General features: G+C 71.3%; 24 protein-coding genes and 1 pseudogene. 13 read left to right on the top strand and 12 right to left on the bottom strand.

Translation table 11 applies throughout. The features are described from left to right. Positions 1–14: 14 nt before the first annotated feature. Positions 15–398, bottom strand: coding sequence for a MazG-like family protein (locus B7R87_RS07985; RefSeq protein WP_006349567.1), 384 nt, complete (start codon positions 396–398; stop codon positions 15–17). 68 nt (positions 399–466) lie between these two features. Then, positions 467–799: an SDR family oxidoreductase gene (locus B7R87_RS07980; protein WP_233168786.1), complete on the bottom strand. Its 333-nt coding sequence runs from the start codon at positions 797–799 to the stop codon at positions 467–469. On the opposite strand from B7R87_RS07980, the gene B7R87_RS07975 reads away from it, so the two are divergent. The 3 genes from B7R87_RS07975 to B7R87_RS07965 all read left to right on the top strand — a co-directional run bounded on the left by B7R87_RS07975 (position 798) and on the right by B7R87_RS07965 (position 5,328). Beyond that, positions 798–2,522, top strand: coding sequence for an alkaline phosphatase D family protein (locus B7R87_RS07975; protein ID WP_078902382.1), 1,725 nt, complete (start codon positions 798–800; stop codon positions 2,520–2,522). The two genes, B7R87_RS07980 and B7R87_RS07975, sit on opposite strands and share 2 nt — an antisense overlap. A 377-nt stretch (positions 2,523–2,899) precedes the next feature. Next, positions 2,900–4,207 carry a multidrug effflux MFS transporter gene (locus B7R87_RS07970; protein ID WP_130584659.1) on the top strand — a complete coding sequence of 436 codons (1,308 nt, stop codon included), beginning with the start codon at positions 2,900–2,902 and terminating at the stop codon, positions 4,205–4,207. Positions 4,208–4,317: 110 nt separating this feature from the next. After that, positions 4,318–5,328 carry a small ribosomal subunit Rsm22 family protein gene (locus tag B7R87_RS07965; RefSeq protein ID WP_006349570.1) on the top strand — a complete coding sequence of 337 codons (1,011 nt, stop codon included), beginning with the start codon at positions 4,318–4,320 and terminating at the stop codon, positions 5,326–5,328. Positions 5,329–5,383: 55 nt separating this feature from the next. On the opposite strand, the gene ddaH is transcribed toward B7R87_RS07965, so the two are convergent. Continuing rightward, complete coding sequence (gene ddaH / locus B7R87_RS07960; RefSeq protein WP_337589325.1) at positions 5,384–6,214, bottom strand: dimethylargininase; 831 nt, start codon at positions 6,212–6,214, stop codon at positions 5,384–5,386. A 257-nt stretch (positions 6,215–6,471) separates the two neighbouring features. Between ddaH and B7R87_RS07955 the strand changes: the two genes are divergently transcribed. After that, positions 6,472–7,098 carry a TetR/AcrR family transcriptional regulator gene (locus B7R87_RS07955; protein WP_006349572.1) on the top strand — a complete coding sequence of 209 codons (627 nt, stop codon included), beginning with the start codon at positions 6,472–6,474 and terminating at the stop codon, positions 7,096–7,098. A 382-nt stretch (positions 7,099–7,480) separates the two neighbouring features. Continuing rightward, positions 7,481–8,227 (top strand): bifunctional DNA primase/polymerase, encoded by a 747-nt coding sequence (locus B7R87_RS07950; RefSeq protein ID WP_006349573.1) that lies wholly within the window; start codon positions 7,481–7,483, stop codon positions 8,225–8,227. Between the two features lie 248 nt (positions 8,228–8,475). Here the strand turns inward: B7R87_RS07950 and B7R87_RS07945 are convergent, their stop codons facing one another. Both B7R87_RS07945 and B7R87_RS07940 read right to left on the bottom strand, forming a co-directional pair. Further along, a complete protein-coding gene (locus B7R87_RS07945) occupies positions 8,476–9,504 on the bottom strand; it encodes a hypothetical protein (protein ID WP_164515999.1) in 1,029 nt (342 codons plus the stop codon). A gap of 10 nt (positions 9,505–9,514) precedes the next feature. Then, positions 9,515–10,345: an FTR1 family protein gene (locus tag B7R87_RS07940; RefSeq protein WP_006349575.1), complete on the bottom strand. Its 831-nt coding sequence runs from the start codon at positions 10,343–10,345 to the stop codon at positions 9,515–9,517. Positions 10,346–10,606: 261 nt separating this feature from the next. Between B7R87_RS07940 and B7R87_RS07935 the strand changes: the two genes are divergently transcribed. Continuing rightward, complete coding sequence (locus B7R87_RS07935) at positions 10,607–11,989, top strand: erythromycin esterase family protein (RefSeq protein ID WP_006349576.1); 1,383 nt, start codon at positions 10,607–10,609, stop codon at positions 11,987–11,989. 695 nt (positions 11,990–12,684) lie between these two features. Here the strand turns inward: B7R87_RS07935 and B7R87_RS07930 are convergent. After that, complete coding sequence (locus B7R87_RS07930; RefSeq protein WP_006349578.1) at positions 12,685–13,230, bottom strand: dihydrofolate reductase family protein; 546 nt, start codon at positions 13,228–13,230, stop codon at positions 12,685–12,687. Positions 13,231–13,385: 155 nt separating this feature from the next. Here B7R87_RS07930 and B7R87_RS07925 point away from each other — a divergent pair, with 155 nt between their 5' ends. After that, entirely contained in the window at positions 13,386–14,291 is a 906-nt protein-coding gene (locus B7R87_RS07925; protein WP_006349579.1) for a LysR family transcriptional regulator, read from the top strand. A 161-nt stretch (positions 14,292–14,452) separates the two neighbouring features. On the opposite strand, the gene B7R87_RS07920 is transcribed toward B7R87_RS07925, so the two are convergent. Next, positions 14,453–15,037, bottom strand: a complete 585-nt coding sequence (locus tag B7R87_RS07920; RefSeq protein ID WP_233169031.1) for a recombinase family protein — start codon at positions 15,035–15,037, stop codon at positions 14,453–14,455. Positions 15,038–15,276: 239 nt separating this feature from the next. Here B7R87_RS07920 and B7R87_RS07915 point away from each other — a divergent pair, with 239 nt between their 5' ends. Next, positions 15,277–15,900, top strand: coding sequence for an ArsR/SmtB family transcription factor (locus tag B7R87_RS07915; protein ID WP_006349582.1), 624 nt, complete (start codon positions 15,277–15,279; stop codon positions 15,898–15,900). An 11-nt stretch (positions 15,901–15,911) separates the two neighbouring features. Beyond that, positions 15,912–17,153, top strand: coding sequence for an MFS transporter (locus B7R87_RS07910; protein ID WP_391116419.1), 1,242 nt, complete (start codon positions 15,912–15,914; stop codon positions 17,151–17,153). Positions 17,154–17,168: 15 nt separating this feature from the next. On the opposite strand, the gene B7R87_RS34060 is transcribed toward B7R87_RS07910, so the two are convergent. From B7R87_RS34060 to B7R87_RS07895, 4 genes and pseudogenes are all read right to left on the bottom strand, one after another. Next, a complete protein-coding gene (locus tag B7R87_RS34060) occupies positions 17,169–17,393 on the bottom strand; it encodes a hypothetical protein (RefSeq protein ID WP_006349584.1) in 225 nt (74 codons plus the stop codon). 82 nt (positions 17,394–17,475) lie between these two features. Continuing rightward, positions 17,476–17,679 (bottom strand): annotated as a pseudogene (locus tag B7R87_RS34055) (Tn3 family transposase); the annotation flags it as partial. A 177-nt stretch (positions 17,680–17,856) separates the two neighbouring features. Beyond that, positions 17,857–18,129, bottom strand: coding sequence for a DUF4158 domain-containing protein (locus B7R87_RS07900; protein WP_006349585.1), 273 nt, complete (start codon positions 18,127–18,129; stop codon positions 17,857–17,859). A 183-nt stretch (positions 18,130–18,312) separates the two neighbouring features. Continuing rightward, complete coding sequence (locus tag B7R87_RS07895; RefSeq protein WP_006349586.1) at positions 18,313–19,314, bottom strand: helix-turn-helix transcriptional regulator; 1,002 nt, start codon at positions 19,312–19,314, stop codon at positions 18,313–18,315. Positions 19,315–19,427: 113 nt separating this feature from the next. Between B7R87_RS07895 and B7R87_RS07890 the strand changes: the two genes are divergently transcribed. Together B7R87_RS07890 and B7R87_RS07885 are read left to right on the top strand one after the other, a co-directional pair. Further along, positions 19,428–19,823 carry a RidA family protein gene (locus B7R87_RS07890; protein WP_040916451.1) on the top strand — a complete coding sequence of 132 codons (396 nt, stop codon included), beginning with the start codon at positions 19,428–19,430 and terminating at the stop codon, positions 19,821–19,823. A gap of 274 nt (positions 19,824–20,097) precedes the next feature. Then, positions 20,098–20,529 carry a hypothetical protein gene (locus tag B7R87_RS07885; RefSeq protein WP_006349588.1) on the top strand — a complete coding sequence of 144 codons (432 nt, stop codon included), beginning with the start codon at positions 20,098–20,100 and terminating at the stop codon, positions 20,527–20,529. A 124-nt stretch (positions 20,530–20,653) separates the two neighbouring features. Here the strand turns inward: B7R87_RS07885 and B7R87_RS07880 are convergent, their stop codons facing one another. Continuing rightward, a complete protein-coding gene (locus B7R87_RS07880; protein WP_332903342.1) occupies positions 20,654–21,691 on the bottom strand; it encodes a transcriptional regulator in 1,038 nt (345 codons plus the stop codon). A 459-nt stretch (positions 21,692–22,150) separates the two neighbouring features. On the opposite strand from B7R87_RS07880, the gene B7R87_RS07875 reads away from it, so the two are divergent. Continuing rightward, complete coding sequence (locus B7R87_RS07875; protein ID WP_006349590.1) at positions 22,151–22,870, top strand: hypothetical protein; 720 nt, start codon at positions 22,151–22,153, stop codon at positions 22,868–22,870. Then, complete coding sequence (locus tag B7R87_RS07870; RefSeq protein ID WP_063838405.1) at positions 22,870–23,085, top strand: hypothetical protein; 216 nt, start codon at positions 22,870–22,872, stop codon at positions 23,083–23,085. Before B7R87_RS07875 ends, B7R87_RS07870 begins: the two co-directional genes overlap by 1 nt. The last annotated feature ends 2 nt before the right edge of the window (positions 23,086–23,087 follow it).

Genomic DNA, 23,087 nt, shown 5'->3' with positions numbered 1-23,087 from the left:
GGGGGGTGCGACGGTCAGCCTGCGGTGGCGGGCCCCGGGTCCGGTGCGGTGCGCGGTGCCGTGCCGGGGGCCGGGCCCAGGGACCGCCGCGCCACCTTCCGTACATGCTCCGTGAAGACGCTCTCCGCGTCCGGGGTCAGCGTCCGCAGCGCCACCATCGCGGTGAGGACCACATCGCACAGCTCGGACTCCACATCGCGCCAGGTGTGGGAGTAGCCCTTGCGCGGATTCTGGCCCGAGGCCCCGATGACGGCCTGTGCCGTCTCCCCGACCTCCTCGGAGAGTTTCAGTACGCGCAGCAGCAGTTCCTGCTCCGCCGGGCGTTCGGCGGCGGCGTCGAGCCAAGCGCACAGCCTGTCGACCGTGGGCCAGACGGCGGCATCGGGGGCGTCTTTCATGACCCGCAGCCTCCCACGGTGGAGGGGGCCCGAGGAGCCGTCAGCCGCGTCCGATGCGCGGATGGGTGTCAACAACCCGCTGCCAGTTCCTCGTACGCGAGTTCGGGAAAGGCCGCTCCGGATGGTCCGGATCCACCCGCGTTGTTGAACAGCAGCTCGACACGGTTGAAATCCGCCACAACTCGATCAAAAAGCATGGTCATATCGGTCGGTGAGGTTACATCCGTGGGCACGCACCGTACGTTCCCGTCCGTCAGTGACGCCGTCCGCTCCAGTGCGTCCTCCCGCCGGCCCGCTGCCACGACCGGCCGGCCCGCTCCGGCCGGCTCCACCGCGACACTCCGGCCGATACCCGAACCCGCGCCCGTCACCACCGCGATCCTCGACTGCCGCGTGCTCATGCCCCGGCAGCCCGGGTCCACCGGAGGGGGTCCTGTGAGCCGACCGTCCAGTACCGCACACCCCGACGAACTCCGGGCCGCCGCCCGGCAGCTCCTCCGCCGCCATCCCGGCGCGACCGCGTCCCCCGGCGCCGGGGAACGCCCGGGCGTCGGCCGCCGCGGGCTCCTCACCGGCGCCGGGGCCGCCGCCGTCCTCGCCTTCGCCACCGGTCTGCCCGGCAGCGCCCACGCCGCCGCCGCGGACCCGGCCCGGATCAAAACCGATCCGTTCACCCTCGGTGTGGCGTCCGGCGATCCGCTGCCCGGCTCCGTCCTGCTCTGGACCCGCCTCGCGCCGCGCCCGTACGAAACGGGCCGCGGACTGCCGCGCGGCAGCTACGCCGTCGGCTGGGAGATCGCGGAGGACGACCGCTTCGCCCGGCCCGTGCGGCGCGGATCGGCCACCGCGCACCCGGAGTTCGACCACAGCCTCCATGTGGAGGTCACCGGTCTCGAACCCGCCCGCGTCTACTTCTACCGTTTCCGCACCGGGAAGTGGATCAGCCCCGTGGGCCGGACCCGCACCGCCCCGGATCCCGGCGCCCGGGTCCGGGAGCTGAGGATCGCCCTCGCCTCCTGCCAGGCGTACCACGACGGCTACTTCACCGCCCACGCCCATCTCGCCGAGGAGGAACTCGACGCCGTGTTCCACCTCGGGGACTATCTGTACGAGTACCCCGTCGGCGCCGGCGGGGGCGCCCGCGCCTACCGCGACCGCAGGCTCCCCGGGCGTTTCGACCGGGAGACCCGCACCCTCGCCGAGTACCGGCTCCGCTACGGCCTCTACAAATCGGACCCCGATCTGCGGGCCGTGCACGCCGCCCACCCCTTCGTCCTGACCTGGGACGACCACGAGACCGAGAACAACTACGCGGGCCGCAACCCCGAGAACAGCGTCCGGCCCGAGGACTTCCTGCTGCGGCGGGCCGCCGCGTACCGCGCGTACTGGGAGAACCAGCCGCTGCGGCTGCCGCAGCGGCCGAAGGGCCCGGACATGAGGCTCTACCGTCGGCTGCACTTCGGGCGGCTCGCCCAGTTCGATGTGCTCGACACCCGCCAGTACCGCTCCGACCAGGCGTACGGCGACGGCTGGCAGCGGCCCGGCCCCAAGTCCGAGGCGCCCCGGCGCACGATGCTCGGTGCCACGCAGGAGCGGTGGCTGATCGACGGCTGGCATGCCTCCACCGCCCGCTGGAACCTGCTGCCGCAGCAGGTCACCTTCGCCCGGCGGCGCGATGCCCCCGGCCCCGGCCACAAGGTGAGCATGGACTCGTGGGACGGCTATCCGGCCGCCCGGGGGCGGGTGCTGGCGGGTGCGGAGGCCGCCGGGATCCGCAATCTGGTCGTGCTGACCGGCGATGTGCATGTGGCGTACGGGTTCGACCTCAAGCGCGACTGGGACGATCCGGGCGCCCGGACCGTCGGCACCGAGATCGCCACCACGTCGATCAGCAGCGGCCGCAACGGAGCGGCCCGGCCGTCGAACTGGTCCCGTCTCTTCGAGGCCAACCCCCATCTGCGGTTCTACGACGGGCGGCGCGGCTACACGGTCCTGACCCTGCGGGAGCACACGGCCCGCGCGGACTTCCGCGCGGTGCCCGCCGTGACCGTACCGGGCGCGTCCGTCCTGACCGCGGGCTCCCTGCTGATGATCGCGGGCAACCCGGGCCTCCGTCCGGCCTGAGCGGCGCCACCGGACCGGGACCGGTGGCGCCGCTCGGACCCGACCCGCCCCGAAGACTGCCAAGATAGGTGCACGATTCAACGACGGGCACGGCAGCAGCGACAGGGAGTGCGGAGATGGCCGAGCGGACGGGCGGCCCGGCGGACGGGGCCGGGGCGGGGCACATACCCGGGGGGCGGACCGAAGCCCCCGATCCGAAGACCGGACCGCCCCCGGCGGTCCCCGCGGCGGCGCCCGGACGCGCGCCCGGTGCGGCAGGAGCGGTTCCGGCCGGTGCGGTTCCGGCGGCTGCGGCAGCCGCGGTGCAGGCCGGTCCCGCCGCCGGTGCCGTCCCGGCGACCGGGACGGGCGGCGGAGCCGCGGTCTCCACCGAACCCATGACCGCCCCCACCCCCGCCGCCCCGCCTTCCGCCGGAGGCAAGCCCGCCCCCGAGCCCCCGGCCCCGACCGCCCCCGCCGGAGGCAAGCCCGTTCCCGCCGCCCGCCGTGCCGGGCTGCTCGTCACCCTCGTCCTGGGCGGGATGGCCGCGCTGCCACCGCTCTCCATGGACATGTACCTGCCCGCGCTGCCCGCCGTGACGGACTCCCTCTCGGCGTCCGCCGCGACGATTCAGCTCACCCTCACCACCTGTATCGCCGGTCTCGCCCTCGGCCAGCTCGTCGCCGGGCCGCTCAGTGACCGCTGGGGCCGCCGGCGTCCGCTGCTGATCGGGATGGTGGTCTATGTCGTCGCGACCGCCCTGTGCGCCCTGGCCCCCGGCGCCGGTGTCCTCATCGCCCTGCGGCTGGTCCAGGGGCTCGCGGGGGCCGCGGGCATCGTGATCGCCCGGGCCGTGGTCCGCGATCTGTACGAGGGCGTGGCGATGGCCCGCTTCTTCTCCACCCTGATGCTGATCTCCGGCGTCGCCCCGATCGTCGCCCCGCTGATCGGCGGCCAGGTCCTCCGCTTCACCGACTGGCGGGGCATCTTCCTGGTCCTCACCGGCGTCGGAGCCGTACTGACCCTGGTGATCCTGAAGTGGCTGCCGGAGACGCTGCCGCGCGATGCGCGCCGGACGGGCGGCGTCCGGGAGTCCCTGCGGACGATGCGCGGGCTGCTCGGGGACCGCGTGTTCACGGGGTACGTACTCACCGGCGCGTTCTCCTTCGCCGCCCTGTTCGCCTACATCGCCGCGTCCCCGTTCGTCGTCCAGGAGATCTACGGCGCTTCGCCGCAGGCCTTCAGCCTGCTCTTCGGCCTCAACTCCATCGGTCTGATCGCGGTCGGCCAGATCAACGGCCGGCTGCTCGTCGGCCGGGTCAGCCTGGACAAGGCGCTGGCCTGCGGGCTGGTGGTGATCGTGCTCGCGGCGGCCGCGCTGACCGTGATGACGACGGGTGTCCTCGGTGAACCGGGCCTCGTCGGCGTCGCGGCCGGACTCTTCGTGCTGATGGCCGCCCAGGGTCTGACCATGCCGAACACCAATGCCCTGGCCCTGAACCGCACCCCGCACGCGGCGGGCTCCGCCTCCGCGCTGATCGGCACGTCCGGATTCCTGATGGGCGCCGCAGCCTCCCCGCTGGTGGGCCTCGCGGGCGAGGACACGGCGGTCCCAATGGCCGTCGTCCAGCTCGGGTGCGGGCTGGCGGCGGTCGCGTCCTTCCTGCTCCTGTGCCGCCCGTGGCGGACACCCGCCCGGCTCTGACACCACGGGGTCGGGCCGTCCCCGCCCGGGTTCCGGGGACCACGGAAGCGCCGTCCCCGCCCCGCTCCGGGCGGGGACGGCGCTCTCCGGACACCACCTAGAATTCTCCGGTGAGCGACACCCTTCCCGCCCCCGACGCCGACACCACCGCCGACGCCCTCCGCCGAGGGCTCGCCGCGCTGGTGGACGGGCTGCCCCCGAACCGGGCCGCGCAGGCCGTCGAGCGGCTGATCGCGAACTACCGGGGCGAGACCCCCACCGGCGCCCCCGTGCTGCGGGACCGGGCCGACGTGGTCGCGTACGCGGCGTACCGGATGCCCGCGACCTTCGAGGCGGTACGGGCCGCCCTGGGCGCGCTGCGGGACGCGGCCCCCGACTGGACGCCCGCCTCCCACACCGATATCGGCGGCGGCACCGGGGCCGCGAGCTGGGCCGTCGCGGGGGAGTGGCGGACCGGGACGACCGTCCTCGACTGGTCCGAACCGGCGCTCGCCCTCGGACGGGAGCTGGCGGCCGGATCCGGCGGCGCCGGGCCGTCCGGCGCGGACTGGCAGCGGGCCCGGATCAGTACGGCGCTCCGGATCGGGAGCACCGATCTCGTCACCGTGTCGTACGTCCTCAAGGAGCTGACCGAGGCGGACCGTACCGCCGTCGTCACCGAGGCCGCCCGCGCCGCACAGGCCGTGGTGATCGTCGAGCCGGGCACCCCCGACGGGTACGAGCGGATCATCGCCGCCCGCGATCTTCTCGTCGCCGCCGGGCTGACGGTCGCCGCGCCCTGCCCGCACAGCGGAACCTGCCCGATCGTGCCGGGCTCCGACTGGTGCCACTTCTCGGCCCGCGTGGCCCGCTCGTCCCTGCACCGGCAGGTCAAGGGCGGCTCCCTGGCGTACGAGGACGAGAAGTTCAGCTACGTCGTCGCGACCCGCTTCCCCGTCCACCCCGCGACGGCCCGGATCACCCGGAAGCCGCAGATCCGCAAGGGGCTGGTCCTGCTGGACCTCTGCACGGGCCACGACGGCCTGGACCGGATCAACGTCACCAAGCGGCAGGGCCCCCTCTACAAGGCCGCGCGCGATGCCGCGTGGGGCGACGAGTGGCCGCCCCCGGAGGACGACTGACCCGTACCGACGGCCGGGGCCCCGGGGCGGCGACCACCCCGGGACCCCGGCCCGCTCAGGCCGCGGCGCGGATCTCCTGCGTACAGCACTTCACACTGCCGCCGCCCTTCAGCAGCTCGCCCAGATCCATCCCGAGCGGCTCGAACCCGCGGTCCCGCAGCGGTTCGAACAGCCCCACGGCCGCCTGCGGCAGCAGCACATGGCGTCCGTCGCTCACCGCGTTCAGCCCGAGGGCAGCCGCGTCCTTCTCGGCCGCGACGAGCGCGTCGGGGAAGAGCCGGGCCAGGACCGCGCGGCTGCCCGGCGAGAAGGCGTCCGGGTAGTACATGATCTCGTCGGCCGCGTCGTCGAGGACGCACAGGGCCGTATCCAGGTGGTAGTAGCGGGGGTCGATCAGGTCGAGGCCGATGACCGGCCGGCCGAAGAACTCCTGGGCCTCGCCGTGCGAGAGCGGGGAGGACCGGAAGCCGCGCCCGGCCAGGACGTAGGACGCGGTGACGGCGAAGTCGCCCTCGCCCTCGTTGACGTGGGCCGCCTCGTGGACCTCGGTGAATCCGGCGGCCCCGAACCAGTCCCGGTGGACCGCGGCCTCCGCCTCGCGCTCCCGGTGGGCGAAGCGGGCGCCCAGCACCCGTCCGTCGATGACGGTCGCGCCGTTGGCGGCGAAGACCATGTCGGGCAGACCGGGGCGGGGGGCGAGCAGTTCGACGGTGTGGCCGAGGGCGAGATAGCGGTCCCGCAGGTCCTCCCACTGGGTCATGGCCAGCGGCAGGTCGACGGGCTTGGACGGGTCCATCCACGGGTTGATGGAGTACGTCACCTGGAAGTGCGCGGGTGGGCACATCAGATAACGGCGGGGCGATGCGTCGCGAAGCGATGAGCGCAAGGTGGGCTCCTCACGGACGAAACGGCGGTTACGCGGGTTCGCGTGGAAGCCATGGTGCGCCCAACTGCCCGCATCCGCACGGGACGTGTGCCGATGCGCTGTTCCCTCGGTTTCCGTCCGGTTTCCGGTGAGTTTCCCGAGGGCGCGGCGACCGCGGTGCGTCACCTTCCGGCCGGCGGATCGGCGAGACGGTACACATCGGCCGGATCGTGTCAGCGAGACGATACGTATCGGCTCAGCATTGCTAGATTGGGGGCATGGCAGAGACCGAGACCACGACCGAGCCCAGGCACCCCGACTCCTCCCGGCGCAGCGAGCGCTCCCGCCGCGCGATCTACGAGGCCGCGCTCGACCTGGTCACCGAGGTCGGCTACGCGCGTACGACCATCGAGGGCATCGCCTCCCGCGCGGGCGTCGGCAAGCAGACCATCTACCGCTGGTGGCCCTCGAAGGCCGCCGTCCTCCTCGAAGCCTTCCTCGACCTGGTCACCCCGGTGGACCCGGCGCACGGCGCCGGCTTCCCCGATACGGGCGATCTCGAAGCCGACCTCAAGGCCGTGCTGCGGGCGTCCGTGGACGAGCTGACCGACCCCCGGTACGAGGGCCCCACCCGCGCCCTGGCCGCCGCGGGCATCGTCGACGAGACGGTCGGCGCCGAATTCCTGGAGAAGCTCCTCGACCCGGGCCTGAGGCTCTACACCGAACGGCTGGAGGCGGCACAGGAAGCGGGCGAAGCGGACCCGGGGATCGACCCCCGGATCGCCACCGAACTCTTCGTCGGCCCGCTGCTGCACCGCTGGCTGCTGCGGACGCTGCCGCTGACCCACGACTACACCGACCGGATCGTGGAGTACGCCCTGTACGGGCTGCGCCCGCGCGGGTGATCCCCGGCCCGCCCCACGGACGACCGCCGACCGCCGACCGCCATGGGCATCCGCGGGCCGGGGGCGTCCCGGCGCGACGGCCGGCTGGTGATCCCTGCCACTTCCCGCGGCCCCCGCGGCCGCGGTCCCCGCCCGGCCCGGAAGGTCTCCGTCGCAGGCCGTACCGGCCCGCGTACCGCCCGTGCCATGCCTTTTCCGCACCGTTTCCGCCCGCTCGCGCCCCGTCGGCGCCCGGCGCAGGGCAGTATCCCGTACTCCTTCCCCGTGCGCTCCGGAATGCCCGGACGGGGCACGTGGTTGGGGACAGTGGACACCCGCGGCGCAGGATGGTGGGACCATGGCAGAGACCGCGAGGGGCGAGCTGTGATCTGTGAGGGGATAGATGGGCGACGGTAAAGGCCGTTACCGCGGCGCGGGGAGCGGGCTCCCCCGGGAGAGCAGGCTGGCCGGCTGGCTGCGCAGGCGCTCACGGGACAGTGAGCCGGACGATTCGGGCCGTGAGGATCTGCTGCTTGCCGTCGCCGCCGCGGGACTGCCACTCGCGCCCGCCGCGTATCCCGTCGCGTACCGCTGCTCGTGCGAGCGCATCGGCTGTCCGACACCGGGCCGGCACCCCGTCTCGTTCGCCTGGCAGACGCAGTCCACGACCGACCCGGCGCAGATCTCCCGCTGGGCGCAGGGCGACCCCGAGGCGAACTTCATCACCGCGACCGGCATGGTCCACGACGTCCTCGACGTCCCCCTCGAAGCGGGCCGCAACGCCCTCGCCAGACTGCTGGAGCAGGGTGTCGAGGTGGGCCCGGTCGCCGAGGCGAGCGGCGAGGGCGAGGAAGCCCGCGCGCTCTTCTTCACCCAGACCCGCGGGACCCCGGAGGACGAGGACGAGTGGTGGCCCTGCGAGCTGGACTGCCACCCCGAGACGATGGACGAGCATCCGGGGCTGCGCTGGCACTGCCGCGGCAGCTATGTGCTGGTGCCGCCGTCCCGGCTGCCGGGTGACCACGCGGTGACCTGGGTACGGGGCCCGGAGCACGCCCTCCCCGAACCGCTGACCCTGCTGGGCGCCCTCACGGACGCGTGCGCGCGGTACGCGGTCGACCACGAGGAAGCGTGGCCGCTCCACCACTGACGGGACGCCGCCGCCTCACCCCGTACCTTCGCCGCGGCGGGCGGAACGGGGTTCGCGGCGGCCACGACCCGAGGCCGGCGGCGGACCGGGGCGGACGCCCCCCCGCGCTCGGCCGGAGCACCGGGAGCCCTGCCCGTACCGACGCCGCAGCAGGCCGGACCCGGCTCGCTGCGGCCACGGCCCGCTGCCGGAAACGGGCCCCACCGCCCCGCACGCACCCGCCCCCCCGGACCGCAGCCCCCGGCTGCCTACGCGCCCTTCGCCGTCGTCAGGCCCGCCAGCCGGCTCAAAATCTCCGTCTTCGCCGCCGCCCCGCCGCCCGCCGCGGGCACCAGCACCGCCTGGGCGGACACCCGCTCCTTCGTCAGCGACGTCTTCACCTCGCCCGTCAGCAGCGGCTTCACATCGGGGTGGACGGGCAGCTTCACCCCGCCCGCCGCGGTCTGCCGCTCGTACGTCCGGATCGTGAAGAACACCAGCGCCCCGCCGTCCTGCGCGGCGAACGCCAGCGGTGCGAAATCGCCCGTGTCCAGCGGCTGGTCGATCCACTGCGTGGAGATCCCCGGCAGGTTCGACGTACGCCGCCTGCTGTCCCGCCACTGCGAGCTGTGCGGCCCGTCGCCGAAGACCGGCGGTGTCCCCGACTGCATATAGGACGAGTAGCTCTTGGGCAGCCCGTCCGGCCGCTGCGCCAGCTTCTCCGTCGAGGCGGGGAGCATCGACACATGCCCGTCGCCGTCGCGCTTCAGCTTCGGAGCCTTCGCCGCGGGCACCGCGTTGAGGTAGCCGGCCTTCCAGACGTCCGTCGGCCCGCCGCGCAGGAACACCAGCAGCCAGCGCTCGTCACGGGGACCGCCGTCCCGGTCGCGGTTGGGGTCCGCGTCCGCGAGGAAGTACCGCGGCCAGCCCGCCTTCTTCGGTATGGAGTACGTGACGTCCGTCAGCTCCAGTGGCACATGCCGCGGATTGCCGCCGGGGTACGTCACGCTGCGGGACTTCATCCCGGCCTGGTTGACCGCCCCCAACGCGCCCGTGACCCGCCCGGCGTCGAGCGCCGGATCGTACGCCTTGTCCGCCGCGTTGAACGCGGTGACGAACTCCTTCAGCGCCCGGGCCGCCTCGGCCTTCGTCGCCGACGGGACGACCGCCCGCTCCCCGTGCACCGTCACGCATCCGCTCGCCGTCAGAGCCAGCACGGCCACCGCCGCCACAAGCCCCGTCACCGCCGTCCCGCGGCCCCGGCGCCGCTGCGCTCCCACCCGAATCGGCTTCTCCATCGGTCGTCGTCTACTCCTCGGCCCCCGCGCCCCCGACTGAACGACCGAACCTTATCGGGGCGAGGAGGAGCAGGAGCACGGGGACCGGATACAGGAACCAGACGGTGACCTGGAGGGCGGTCGGGAAGGGACTGAACCCCACGGTGGAGGTGAGCGCCGTTCCGTACCAGGTGTCCAACGGCACCTCGGAGTAGACGTTGTACACCGGAGTCAGGTCACCGCCGAACACATGGGCGAACTGGAGGTTGTTGACTCCCTGGGCGAACACCCCTGCCCCGACGACGGTCAGCAGGACGGCGGTCCCGGTGAAGAACCACCGGTCCGGGCGGATCCGCAGCAGGCCGTGGAAGAGCGCCAGCGCCACCACGACCCCGGTCGAGAGGCCCAGCACCACCCCCATCAGCGGCAGGAGGCTGGCCTCCTCGCCGGTGGCGGCCCGTACCGCAGCCCGGATGAACCGGGCCTGGCCCAGACCGCCCAGTCCCACCGAGAGGGCGGCGGCGGCCACCACGAGACCCGCGTACAGCGGCCGTACGGCCGGTCCGTACGCCCGGCGCCGCGCACCGCGGTGGATCTCGAAGACCGCCCAGGTGATCAGCCCGGCCGCGAGCAGCGACAACACCCCGGTGAGGATTCCCAGCGTCCGGACGGTCGGCTCCCGGGAGCCGGACTCCAGGACGGCGTCGAGGACGAGGAAGAAGGCGAAGGTGGCACCGACGGCCACCAGAACCGGGCGGAGCAGGGCGAAGCGGCCCGTTCTGGCGGCCACGGCGAGCAGTGGGGCGATGACCACACCGGCCGAGAGGCCGGTACCCAGACCGAACAGAAACGTGCCGTCCATGGTGGAGCGACCGCCTTCCCCCTGATGAACCCGGCACGGGGCCGGGCGCGACCGACCGGATCGCGGCCGCCGGGTACCGCACCGCCTCCACCCACCGGGACGAATTCACCCGCCGGATCAGTTCCGGCGGTGACGTCGTCCCGGTGTAGCAGGCTCCCCCGGGAACAGGGGAGCTGCGGTCACTGCGCCCCCGGGGAAGCGCGGGCGAGGATCTCCTCAGGCCGCCACGGAGCCGGCGGTGAACCGAAGGAGCCCACCAGCATGACCAGTCATCACCATCCGTGCATCGGCCGCAGGGCCATGCTCGTCACGGCCGCTCTCGCGATGGGAATGACCCTCACCCCCGCGGTGGCGCAGGCGGCCCCGGCCACCCCGCAGACCCCGGCGGCGACCGACACCCGGGCCCAGGACCCCGCCCTCCGCGCACTGGACCGGATCGCCCACCCCCTGCGCTCCACCGAACCCGGCGGGAGCACTGCCGACCTGCGCCCTCTGGGCGCGATGATCGGCGGCGCGAAGGTCGTGGGCCTGGGCGAGGCCACCCACGGCTCCCACGAGTTCTTCACCATGAAGGAGCGGCTCTTCCGCCACCTCGTCCAGGAGAAGGGGTTCCGCGCCTTCTCCCTGGAGTTCAGCTGGGCCGCCGGACTGCAGATCAACGACTACCTCCAGACCGGCAAGGGGAACGCCCGGCAGATCGCCGCCGAGACCCTCGCCAAATCCCCGTGGGACCGTGAGGAGTTCGTGCACCTCATCGAGTGGATGCGCGACCACAACCGCCGCAACCCCACCCGTACCGTTCACTTCGTCGGCAACGACCTCGCCGGTCCTTCCATGACCGACGAATTCTTCGGCCGGATCACCGGCTGGGCCCACCGGCACCGCCCCGCGCTGGCACCCCGTATCGACGAGCTCTACACGGGACTGCGCCCCGTCGACGACGTCTTCGACTATCTGAACAAGCCGCTCGCCGAACGCAAGCGCTTCGCGGACCGGGCCCGGCAGGCGCTCGACCTGATCAGGGCGGCCGCCGGTCGCGACCGGGACGCCCACGACTGGGCCGTGCAGAACGCCCGCTCCATCGCGGACACCACCTACTTCCTGACCGCCGACGTCGACGACCTCGCCGGCCTGCCCGTCTTCCAGCGCTTCCGCGACGAGGTCATGGCCCGGAACATCCTGTGGTGGCAGCGGCGCACCGGGCACAAGATGCTGGTCTCCGCCCACAACGACCACCTCGGCCTGATCGCCGCAACGGCCGGGATGTACCCGAAGACCCAGGGATCCTTCCTCCGCGACGCGCTGGGCCGGGACTACCTCCCCATCGGCATGACCTTCGACCGGGGCTCCTTCCTCTCCAAGTCCACCGCCATCGGCGGCGACTGGAAGAAGTTCACCGTCGGCGCCGCCGCCCCCGGCACCAACGAGCACACTCTCGACCGGGTCCGCCACCGCGACTTCTACGCCGATCTGCGCACGGCGGCGCCCGCCGCCCGCGACTGGCTGAACATGGCCCGCCCGACCCGCAGCATCGGCACCCAGTTCTACGACGGCTACCCCCTCTACGATCTGGCGCTCGGCCGCGCCTTCGATGTCCTGATCCACCTCCACACCGTCCGGGATGCCGAACCCCGCAGGCCATGACGGAGAAAGGGGCCGGGCCCGCCTCGGATGAGGCGGGCCCGGCCCCTCAGGGACGTGGAAGGCGGGACGTGGAAGGCGGCTCGGGGTGCCGGTAGGAACCCTGTCACCAGCCGCAAACGGCGGTGATCAGTCCTCTGACCTGGAGGGCCGGGGTAGTTACGCTGTGTTGGTCGACTCAGCGAGCGCGAGGCGACCGCCCTTGAGTTCGGGCACGTAGTTGTAGATGGTGTTGCGGGAGACGCCGAGGAGCCTCGCGATCGAGGTGACGGGGGTGTCCTCGTATAGCTACGGCAGACGGACATGCAGCGCTCCGTGACCGGCCCTCGCGGCGGTCAGGTGTCCACGGCTTGCCGCTCGTCGTGCTCGCGCAGCATCCGCATGACGGTCGCGGGCGACGGGTGTTCCCCCTTCTTCTTCCCCTTGGTGATGACGAGCTGGGCGGCGATGTCGGCCTATGAAAGAGCACCGTCGGCGGCGTGCGCGCCGGTGCTGCCGCAGTTCGGAACGTCCGACGCCGGGCGGCGGGGCCGTACCAGGAACGCGGCAACGCGCGTTGAGCTGGGCTCGGGAACGTGACGGGCGTGCCGCCGATCGGTCGGCGGCACGCCCGCGCGTGCGTGGGACTGTGGCGCGGCTACGACGACGCTGCCGCGGTTGCGGGCGTGTGGTCGCCGTGCCCGCCGCGGGGCAGCAGGTCAGGCCGCCTTGGCCGGGCGGTAGTCGAGGACGATCGCGCCCGAGCTGAAGGACTGGGTGCCCGCGAGCGTCCAGGTCTTCGGGGCGAGGCCGTCCACGAACAGGCGCTTGCCGGTGCCGACGGTCACCGGGTAGAGGAACAACTTGAGTTCGTCGACCATGTCGTGCTCGATCAGCGTGTTGACGAGCGTGGCGCTGCCGTAGACCAGGAGGTCGCCGCCCGGCTCGGCCTTGAGCTTGGCGACCTGTTCGACGACGTCGCCGTCGAGGATCGCCGCGTTCCAGGTCGCCGTCTGCAGCGTGGTGGTGGCGACGTACTTGGGGAGGTGGTTCATCCGCGCGGTGAACTCGTCCGACTCGTCGCGCGGGGGCCACGTCTTCGCGAAGATCTCGTACGTCGCACGCCCCAGCAGCAGGGCGCGGCTCGCGCGCAGTTGGCCGTTTTGGTACTTGGCGTGCTCGTCGTTCCAGAACGGGCCGGTCCAGGCGGGGTCCTCGACCACGCCGTCCATCGTGATGTACATGACCGCAACGACCTTGCTCATGTGGAAGTCTCCGTTTCGCAGGATGGGGGAGTCCGCTCCGAGGCCCCGGGGCCCTTCGGACGCGACCCCTTCAGCGTGCAAGATCAGCGCGCGGCGCAACAAGACACGACCGAGCCACGCTAGGTTGAGCACGATTAAACGTTCAAGGGGTGGGCATGCTGGAACGGCTGGAGCTCGAAGCGTTTCTCACACTTGCCGAGGAGCTGCACTTCGGGCGCACCGCGGAACGCCTGCACGTCACGACCGGCCGGATCAGCCAGACCATCCGCAAGCTCGAACGCCGCGTCGGCGGGCTTCTGTTCGAACGCAACAGCCGCAAGGTGACGCTGACCGCGCTTGGTGAGCAGCTGTGCGACGACCTGCGCCCCGCGTACGACCAGATCGCCGCCGGGCTCGCACAGGCGGTCACCACGACCCGCGGCGTGCGCATCAAGGGTGTGGTACGCGTCGGCTTCTCCGGGGCGTGGTGCGGCAACCTGCTCGTCAAGGCCGCCGACCTGTTCCGCGTGCGCCATCCGGACAGCGTGGTGGAGATCCAGGAGATCCAGCTCCTCGACCCGCTCGGCCGCATGCGGGCCGGCGAAGTGGACCTGCAGCTCACGGAGTTCCCCATCGACGAGCCCGACATCGTGCAGGGTGCGCTGATGTTCACCGAGCCGCGCGGACTGCTGGTGCCCGCAGGCCACCCCTTCGCAGGCAAGGACTCCGTCTCGATGGAAGACCTCGCCGACACGACGCTGGTCACGATCGCCTCGGAACACATCCCCGAATACTGGATGGACTACTACTTCCCCCGAAGAACCCCGTCCGGCCGGCCGATCCCGCAGGGGCCGGCCACCCGCTTCTGGCCCGAGGTCCTGGTCCATGTCAGCATGGGCGTCGGCGTCAGCACGGTGGCGATGCGCGCCCAGGGCTTTCACTCCCGCCCGGGCCTGGCCTTCGTCCCGCTGCACGACGCCCCACCGATCAACTACGGCTTCCTGTGGCCCCGCACCGGCCTGAACCCGGTCGCCTCGACCTACCTCGATATCGTCCACGAGCTCGCCACGCCCATCCGCTGACAGCTCCGTCGGCGGGCTTCGGGCCGACGGGAACCCCGAATTCGGCCTCGACACTCCGGAACACCGGGCACGTACGCGAGTGTCGGCTTTCCCTTTCTCAACGAATCGTGCCCGCCGGGTCGTCTCTGAACGGCCCCGGCGTCCTCTATCTGACCCACGGTTCAATGTAGCGATCCGCCCATCGGGGGTCGGCTACCGACGGGTGCCGCTGCTGGGTTGAGGGCCTTGTGCACGACACCGACGGACACCTTGACGGCGGCGACGATCTCCCGGATCGACTGGCCTTCGGCTCGACGGGCGAGGATCACGCGCCGTTTGTCGTCGTCCACGACGGGGTGTCGGCCTCCGACACGGCCGCGGGCGCGGGCGGATTCCAGGCCGTTCTTCGTCCTCTTCACGATGTCGCGGCGCCGGTCCTCGGCGAGCGCGAGCGCGAGGTCCAGGATCAGCGAGCCTTCGGTGTGCTCGCCGGCGGCGATGCCGTCCAGCACCTTGACGGCGATGCCGCGCTGGAAGAGGTCGTTGAGGACGATCAGCCCTTTGAGGAGGTTGCGGCCGAGGCGGTCGACTTCTTGGACGGTGAGTATGTCGCCGTCGCGGAGGTAGTCAAGGGCGGCGGTCAGGCCGGGCCGGTCGTCGACGGCGAGCTTGCCGCTGATCCTTTCCTCGAAGACCTTGAGGCAGATCGGACCGAGGGCGTCGTGTTGGCGCCGGGTCTTCTGCTTGTCGGTGCTGACGCGGACCAGTCCGATGAGCGCCCCGGGGCACCCTCTCTGTTCATCAAACGCCTTCAGGTAGCGATCTGAACGCCAGCAGTTGATGAACGGGAAAATGAACGCCCGAGGTGGGGGGTTCGGGTGTTCGGTGCTGCCCGGGGGCGGGTGTTCGGCTAACGGTCGATTTCTGAATGCGGCGGGCTAGGTCGGAACTTAGACGCTTCACAACAACTCTTTTGAAACAACTGTTGTAGGTCTATGCTCTGCGCATGGTCGCTTCCTCTGCTTCCTCTGCTTCCTCTGCTGAGTCCTCGGGACGGGACATCGAGCTCGACACCGCTGCCTTGCGCGTGCTCGCTCACCCGTTGCGTTTGAACGTGCTCACCCTGCTGCGCGAGCGTGGTCCGTCCACTGCCACCCGGATCTCCGACGAGCTCGGCATCAACCCTGGCGCGGCGAGCTATCACCTGCGTCGCCTTGCCTCGGGCGGGCTCATCGTGGAGGAGCCGGACCGTGGTACCGGGCGCGAGCGGTGGTGGAAATCTGCTCATCGCCAGTCGATCCACGATCCCGCGGCCGCTCCTGCGGAGCAGCGCGAGGCCGGACGCGCGTATACGCACGCGGTCGCCCTTGCCGCTGCAGATCGTCTGCGCAGAGCTGCGCATGAGGTGCCGCTGCTTCCTCAAAAGTGGCTCGACGTCACTACCTACAGTGACTTCCTTCTGTATCTGGCCCCGGGCGACGTGGACAGGATGAGGGCCGAAATCTTCGAGGTGATCTTGCGATATCGAGATGGGGACCGCGAGGCGACCGAAGGTGCTTCGCCGGTAGCGGTGCAAGTGCATGCGTTTCCGGCGCCTGGCACGGCGCTGCCGCCGGCCGGTGAGGCGTGAACGCGCACGGCATAGCCGCGGTTGTGCGGCCCGCTTACCGGGATGCCAACGTTCTGCGCTGGCTTGCCGCGTATACGGCTTCGGTTGCCGGTGACGTTGTGTACTTTCTCGCCCTGTCCTGGGCGGCCGCACGCGCTGGGGGGCCGTCGCAGGTGGGCCTGGTGGTCGCGGCCGGGGCTCTTCCCCGTGCGGTGCTCATGCTGGGCGGTGGTGTGGTGGCCGACCGGTTCGGGCCGCGCCGGGTTGCTGTCGTCAGCGACGCGGTTCGCTGTGCGGTAATCCTCGCGGTCGCTGGGGCACTCATGCTGGCGTCCCCGGGTATCTGGCTGCTGGTCACGGTTGCGTTGATCTTCGGTGTGGTGGACGCGGTGTTCATGCCCGCGGTGGGCGCGCTCCCGCCGCGTATTACCGCACCTGAGCAGCTCGCCCGGGTTCAGGGGATGCGCGGGTTGTCGCTCCGCCTGAGCAATGCTGTCGGCCCCCTCCTGGCGGGAGCTGTCCTGGTAGTCGGCGGTGCGGCTGGTGCATTCACAGCGGCTGCCGCTCTCTTCGCGCTGTCGCTCGTCACGCTGCTTACCGTGCGGGTCACTCCCCTGACGGAGGAACCTCAGCGCGGCTCCGCCTGGCGTGAACTGGGCGACGGTCTGCGATATGTGCGCCGCCATCGGATGCTCGCCCCGCTGGTCACGGTGATCGGGCTGAGCGAGATGTGCTTCAGCGGTCCGGTCGCCACCGGCTTGGTGCTCCTGGCCGATGAACGCGGCTGGGGTGCCTCGGGCATGGGGTGGATTGCGAGCGCATTCAGTGTCGGAGCCGCGGCTTCGGCGTTGCTGCTCACCGTCTCGGCCCGGATACCGCGCGCCGGGCTGGCGATGTGTGGCACGTTGCTCGCCACCGCTGCGGGAACGGTCGCCCTGGGGCATGCGCCCTCACTGCCCATCGCCGTCATATCCAGTTCCTTGATCGGACTGACCAGCGGGGTCACGACTACCGTGACCCAGGCCCTGGTCCAAACAGAGACAGACCCTCACTACCTCGGACGAGTCACCTCGGTCACGACTCTGTGCACGCTGGGCCTTGCACCCGTGCTCTTCCCTGCTGTCGGCATCACGGTGGCCCTCTGGGGAGCGGAGGTGTTCTTCATCGGGTGCGGTGCGATCTGCCTGCTTGCCGCAGCGCTCGGCCTCTCTGTCCCCGTGCTACGACGCGCCGAACTCAACCCGCCCAGGCCTGCATCGCCGGCCGGCCAGTGACGCGACTGGACCGGCTCACGTGTCCCTACGTTCGTCGGCCGGTGCCTCATTGCCCGCTGTACGGGGGCCGGGCATCGCGGCCACGGTGAGGTTGAGGCGGGCACCCATGTCGAGGTTGACCTCGCCATAGGGGCGTACGTGGGACCAGAACAGCGGGGTCAGACCGCGTCGGTCGGCAGGCGTGAGCAGATCGGCCACCTCGGGTTCGCCGAGGACGTCCTGGAGCATCAGCGTGTTCACGTAAACCAGAGCCGACTGCAGGTCGCTGGAGGTCCCGAAGCCGCAGGTAGCGGGCCACGAAGATGATCTTCTGCGCGCGGCCGACCTCCAGCATCGCCGCGTACGTGGGATGGGAAGCGTTGCGGGTGAAGCGGCGCAGGATGGCCTCGGTCGACGCGGTCCGGGTCCGGATCGCGGTCGCGTACTTGATCATCTGGTCGTACTGCTGAGCGATGCGTTCCCAGCGGATCGGGCGGTCAGTGACTCCTCGGCCGCTCGCAGGGCAGCCGCCACGATGCGGTCGCACCGGCCCGGCGTGGGCGGCTCGATGCTCTCGGCGCGGCAGCGCACCAGCAGCTCCACTCGCACCTGCGCGGACCTGCGCGGACCTGCGTTCCTTGTACGCGACTTGCTTGGCCAGATGCGCCGTCAGCTTCTCCGCGTCCGCGACGCTGCACTCGCGAAAGCCCAGGTGGCCCCGGATCTACGCCCGGAGGTACTCGACCGTCCTGCCGGTCCAGTCGTACAAATCCAGCTCGGAGGCGGGAACCTGTACCTGCCGGGCCACGAACTCCACGGCCTCACCGGGCAGCTCTGCCCGGTTCCGGGGACACCGACCGTATTGCGTGTAGAACTTCAGCACGACGGCGAAGCCCAGTCGCGTCGCACCGCGCTTGCCGGAGACGAGCCCCTGCTCATCCTTCAGCAGCGTCCAGTGCTCGACGAGCTCGTCCAGGTCCAACGGGGTACGGGCCACAAGCGCCGATCGTCCTCGCGGGGTTCACGCACCGCAGCCGTACGACCTCCACCTCACCCGTACGAGGGATGCCCCGGCAAGATCGTCGCCGTTTGCGGCTGGCGACAGGGTTCTTACCGGCACTCCGGCTCAGCGGGCGACGGTCGCCGTCGGCTCGGAGAGGGCGGTTCACGGCTTCCGTCGTCACGCGGTCGGGCGCGGCCCGGGACCCGGAACCGCTGTTTCATAACAACGCGCCGTCACCGCAGCGCGGTTGAGCAGGGCGGCGCGCAGCCACTGCGGTGCGAGGGCCTCGGCATCCCCGGCGAGCTGCCACAGCGCCCATTCCGCGTGCTCCGCGTCCTGGAAGGTCACCTCCAGCCGCAGCCGGCCGTCCGCTTCGGGCTCCTCGGCCAGGACGGACAGCGCCGTCTTCACCAGCGCCCCGCGGCGCTCCGGGTGGAGCCTCACCAGCACGGCGATCTGGTCACCACCGGACCGGAACCGCGTACTCCGTTCCTGCCAGGCCCGGTCCAGATCGACCCGGTCCGGCCGCTGTGCGGGATCGTCGAGTTCTTCGGCGGCCAGCACCCGGTCGAGCCGGTAGGTGCGGTCCTCGCCGGACCGCTTCGCCAGCAGATACCCCTGCCCGCGCACGGTGACCAGGCCGATCGGATCCACGGTGCGCCACTTCGGGGGCCGGCCCGCCGCCGCGTAGCGAATGCGCAGCTTGTGCCCGGCGAACACCGCGCGCCGCACCTCGCCCGCCACGGCGTCGGGCACCTCCTCGACAACCGTGCTGCGCGCGAGGAGGTCGATGTCCGGGTCGATGAGCAGCCGCCGCGCGGCATCGGCCGCGGTGTCCCGATGCCCCTCGGGCAGCGCGTCGACCACCTTCAACACGGCCGAGGCGAGCGCCGAGCCCAGGCCGAACACCTGCGCACCGCGCCGTGATCCGGCGACCAGCAGGGCGAGCGCCTCGTCGTGGTTGAGCCCGGTCAGCTCGGTCCGGAAGCCGGGCAGCAACGCGAACCCGCCGAGCCGGCCGCGCTCGGCATAGACCGGGACACCGGCTGCGGACAGCGCCTCGATGTCCCGCAGCACGGTACGGGTGGACACCTCCAGCTCGCGGGCGAGCGTGGCCGCGGAGAGCCGACCGCGCTGACGGAGCAGCAGTACCAGCGAGACCAACCGGTCGGCACGCATCGGAAAACCCCCTCGGAATACATGACACAGGATGTCGTACTTCCCTTGGGAGGCTCTCACCACAAGATCAGGAGACGGGGACCCCCGTCGATACGAATGGAGCTTCCGTGGCGTTGACACGAACGGCGGTCAACCCGGTGACATGGTCGTTGGATCTGGGATTCAACCAGGGCGAGGCCGTCTCGGGGGAGACCCGCACGCTGTACTGCTCCGGGCAGACCGCGATGGACAGCGACGGCAGACCCCGGCACGAGGGCGATATGGCGGCCCAGCTGACACTGAGTCTCGACAATCTGGAGGCGGTCCTCGACGAGGCGGGCATGTCCCTCGCGAACCTGGTCCGGCTCAATGTCTACACGACCGATGTCGACCTCCTCTTCCAGCACTACGGCGCGCTGGCGTCGCGTCTGGGCGCCGCGCGGGTGGCGCCGACCACCACCATGCTCGGGGTGACCCGACTGGCGATCCCCGGCCAGCTGGTCGAACTGGAAGGAACCGCCGTCGAGTAATCTGCCTGCCGCTCGTGCCGGTCGAACCGGCACGAGCAGCAGTCGGCGCAGCCGGCCGGTCGGCCCGAAGCAGAGCCGGTTCCGGCGTTGACACCGAGCCGTGGCCGCGGCAACCGCCGTGGGGGACGGTAGGCCTTTGGCCGGAAGGAGCGTCGCCCTCTGCCGTGAGCGCGGAGATACTCGCTTCGGCCCGACTCTCCTTTTCGTTTTCGGGTCTCTTGCACGTGTGGGAACAGTTCTCCCGACCTGTAAAGCGTCGACGAAGGGATCACCCATGCGCACCAAACTCGCCACGGCCGGCCTGGCCCTGGCCCTGGCCGTCAGCGGCCTCGCCCTCGCCCCTGCGGCCCAGGCCGCACCCGCCGCACCCTTGGCCGCACCGGGTGCGAAGGCCCTCGCGCCCGGCTTCTACGCCGGTGGCACCTGGCAGATCCACCAGAGCAACGGATACACGGTTACGGTCAATCTCACGCAGGACAGCAGCGGAAGGCTCTACGGCAGCGGATCCTCCGGCAGCACCGCCGGAACGATCGAGTACGGAGCGGTGGTGGACGGCAATGCCATCAGCTTCATCCTGCGTTGGTCGAATGGATCCAGAGGCCGGTACACCGGCAACCTGGGCTTGGACAGACGGCTCTCCGGTATCAGCGTCGACCTGAGCCGCCCGACGAACTGGGCGTCGTGGGTGACGACCCGCACCTTCTGACCGGGCGCAGAGGAACTACCGGGCCCGTTCGTTGAGTCCATGACGAGGGGGTCTCGTCAGCAACCCCGGCCGAGGTCTGCGGTTTGGTATCCGCTTCCCTCGGCCGGGTCGGACAGCTGGTGTCTCAGCCGGGCCCGGCCCGGGTGAACATGGCACGGGGGAGTACGGCCCGGGCCTGGTCGTGGAGAGCCCGGACATGGGCGTTGCCGAGGTGCGGCCGGGTGAGGCGGACCATGCTGCGCATGCCGGTGTCGACGCGGCCGGACTGCACGAGGGGGTACTCGGTGAGTGCTGACTTCCAGCTCTGGCAAGCGGCTTCGAGATGCCCGATCCGGAACTGCCGTTCGGCCAGCAGGCCGTTGTGCCGTACGCGGGAGCGCCGGTACACGTCGGACCGGAGCTCGTTGGAACGGGTCATGGAATCGACGGAGCCCGCGACATCACCGAGCGCGTAGCGCATCTCCGAGATATGGAAGTGGAGCGCGGCGGCGTCGTACCGGCCGGTGACCGCGATCCGGCTGTCGGCACGCTCCAGTGCCGACTCCGCTTCCCGCATCTCGCGTAAGGCTCTGCTCTTGTCTCCGGTCATGGCGGCGGCGTGCGCCTGCTGCCCCACCAGGAAGGCCCGCATCCGGGGCCCGGCCACCGGGGACGCCGCCGCTGCCGCGTCGGCCAGCTCCAGTGCCTTGGCCCCATGTCCCAGACCGGCGGCCTGCACACTCATCCCGCGGAGTGTCGTGCAGTACGTGAGATGGTCGCCCGCGCCGCCCGCGAGCTCCAGGGCTCTGAGGTAGTAGCGCTGGGCCAGGCCGTGCAGCCCCTCGTCGACGGCCATGTATCCGGTCAGATAGCAGAGGTCCGATGCCGCGCCCATCATGGCCTGGTGCACCTCGGGCCGTGCGTCTGCGCGGAGCCCGTCGGCCACGGTGTTGACGAGGACGGTCGCGGCAAGTGGACGGGCGTGCCGCCCGCCGTACAGATCGTCGAGCTCGGAGACCTTGTCGGTCATGGCCCGGACCATCTCCACGTCGGGCATGCCGATACGGGTGGTCCTGCCGGTCTTGAGTGCTTCCGCCCGGGCGACGACGTCCTGCCAGCCGGGCACGGTCAGCGCAACGGAGAACAGGCCCACCCCGAGAACACCGCGCCGCGATGGGTCCATGTCATGTCTGCCCAATTCGATCAGCCCCTCCACCAAGTCTCCCTTGGTATCCGGCTGCCCGTTTCGGGGCGGGGGAAAGCCTGCTTCGGTGTACGTCACACACCGATTGAGCCTTCTGGAGAAGGCCTCGACGACGCATCGCCGGGCCGCCTCTCTCGGCACGGTCCCGCCGAGCCAATGAGTCACCGAGGACTCGTCGTAACGGAGCGGAGTGTTCAGCTCCGTGCCGATCCGGTTCGTGCTCCGTGCCAACTGGGCGTATGTCCAGCCCGATTCCAGGAGCAGCCGTGCCAGGCCCGCGTTCGATTCACGCTTTCCCATAACCCTGACCTCTGCTGACGCAATCTCAAGGTATTCAAGTCCCGCTCGCGCCGCCGCGCTTCCGCTCAGCGTAGCCACGCAGTTGCTTAGAGGTAGGAGAGATCACCGATCTCACCACCCTCGTGAGAAAGCCGACTCATGAACAAGAACAATGCCCCCGAGCCCGGGCTGGACGGCCTCCGGTACTCACTCGACGCGCTCGCGTGCTGGTGGCTGCGGGATCGGGGCGTGGTGGCCCGGCTTGTCGGGGGTGTGGGGCCGCTGGTGTGGGACGTGCTCAAGGGCAGCGGGGTGTGGGAGGCGCTTCCCGTGCACTCCCGGGCCGCCCTGTACTGGTGTGTCGCGGACGGGCGGGCGATCCGGCGGGCCTGGTCCGTCGACGCGGGTGTGGAGGAGTACCGGCTGCGGATCACCGCCCTCGTCATGGACGTGGCCCACTTCGCCGTGCTCTGCGACCCCGCGGGGGCCGGGCGCTGGCCGGAGGCCGACCCCGAGCGGGCCCGGTACGCCCTCCTCGCGGTCGAGCTGCTCGGGCAGTTCGGGAAGCTCCCTGTCGTATGGCGGGCGGCCGTCCTGCGGGAGCTGCACCGCGCGGCCCGGCTCCGGGATCCCGCGCGGCGCACGCTCGCCGAGGTGCTGGCCGAGGCGAGCGCGTACGCCATCAAAGGGGAGGACCCGCCCGGGCCGGAGTACGCGGACCTCCGGACCGTCGACGCGCCCGAACTCGTACAACGCATCGCCCGCTTACCGCGCGGCTGGCGGCGCGAGGCGTTCCGGCGGATCGCCGCCGGGGGCGACCCCATGGCCGTCGAGGCGGCGGCGCGGGAAGCCGTCCGGGCCGTGTGCACGGCGCCGTGATGACCCGCGACGGCCTCATCGTCCCCGTACCGCCCCCGTCCGGCGGCCCCTGCGTCGTCTGCGGACACACCTCGCCCGCCGCTGTGGAGGTCGGATACAGCCGGCAGGCGAGCGGGCCGGGCATCGTGCAGTACGCCTGCCCCCGCCATGCCACCGCCTTCGTCCCCGGTCCCGTACCCGACGAACTGCTGACGTCCCGGGACCTGCTCCAATGAAG

Source organism: Streptomyces tsukubensis (genome assembly GCF_003932715.1).
Lineage (GTDB): Bacteria > Actinomycetota > Actinomycetes > Streptomycetales > Streptomycetaceae > Streptomyces > Streptomyces tsukubensis.
This window is presented reverse-complemented; position numbering and strand designations above follow the sequence as displayed.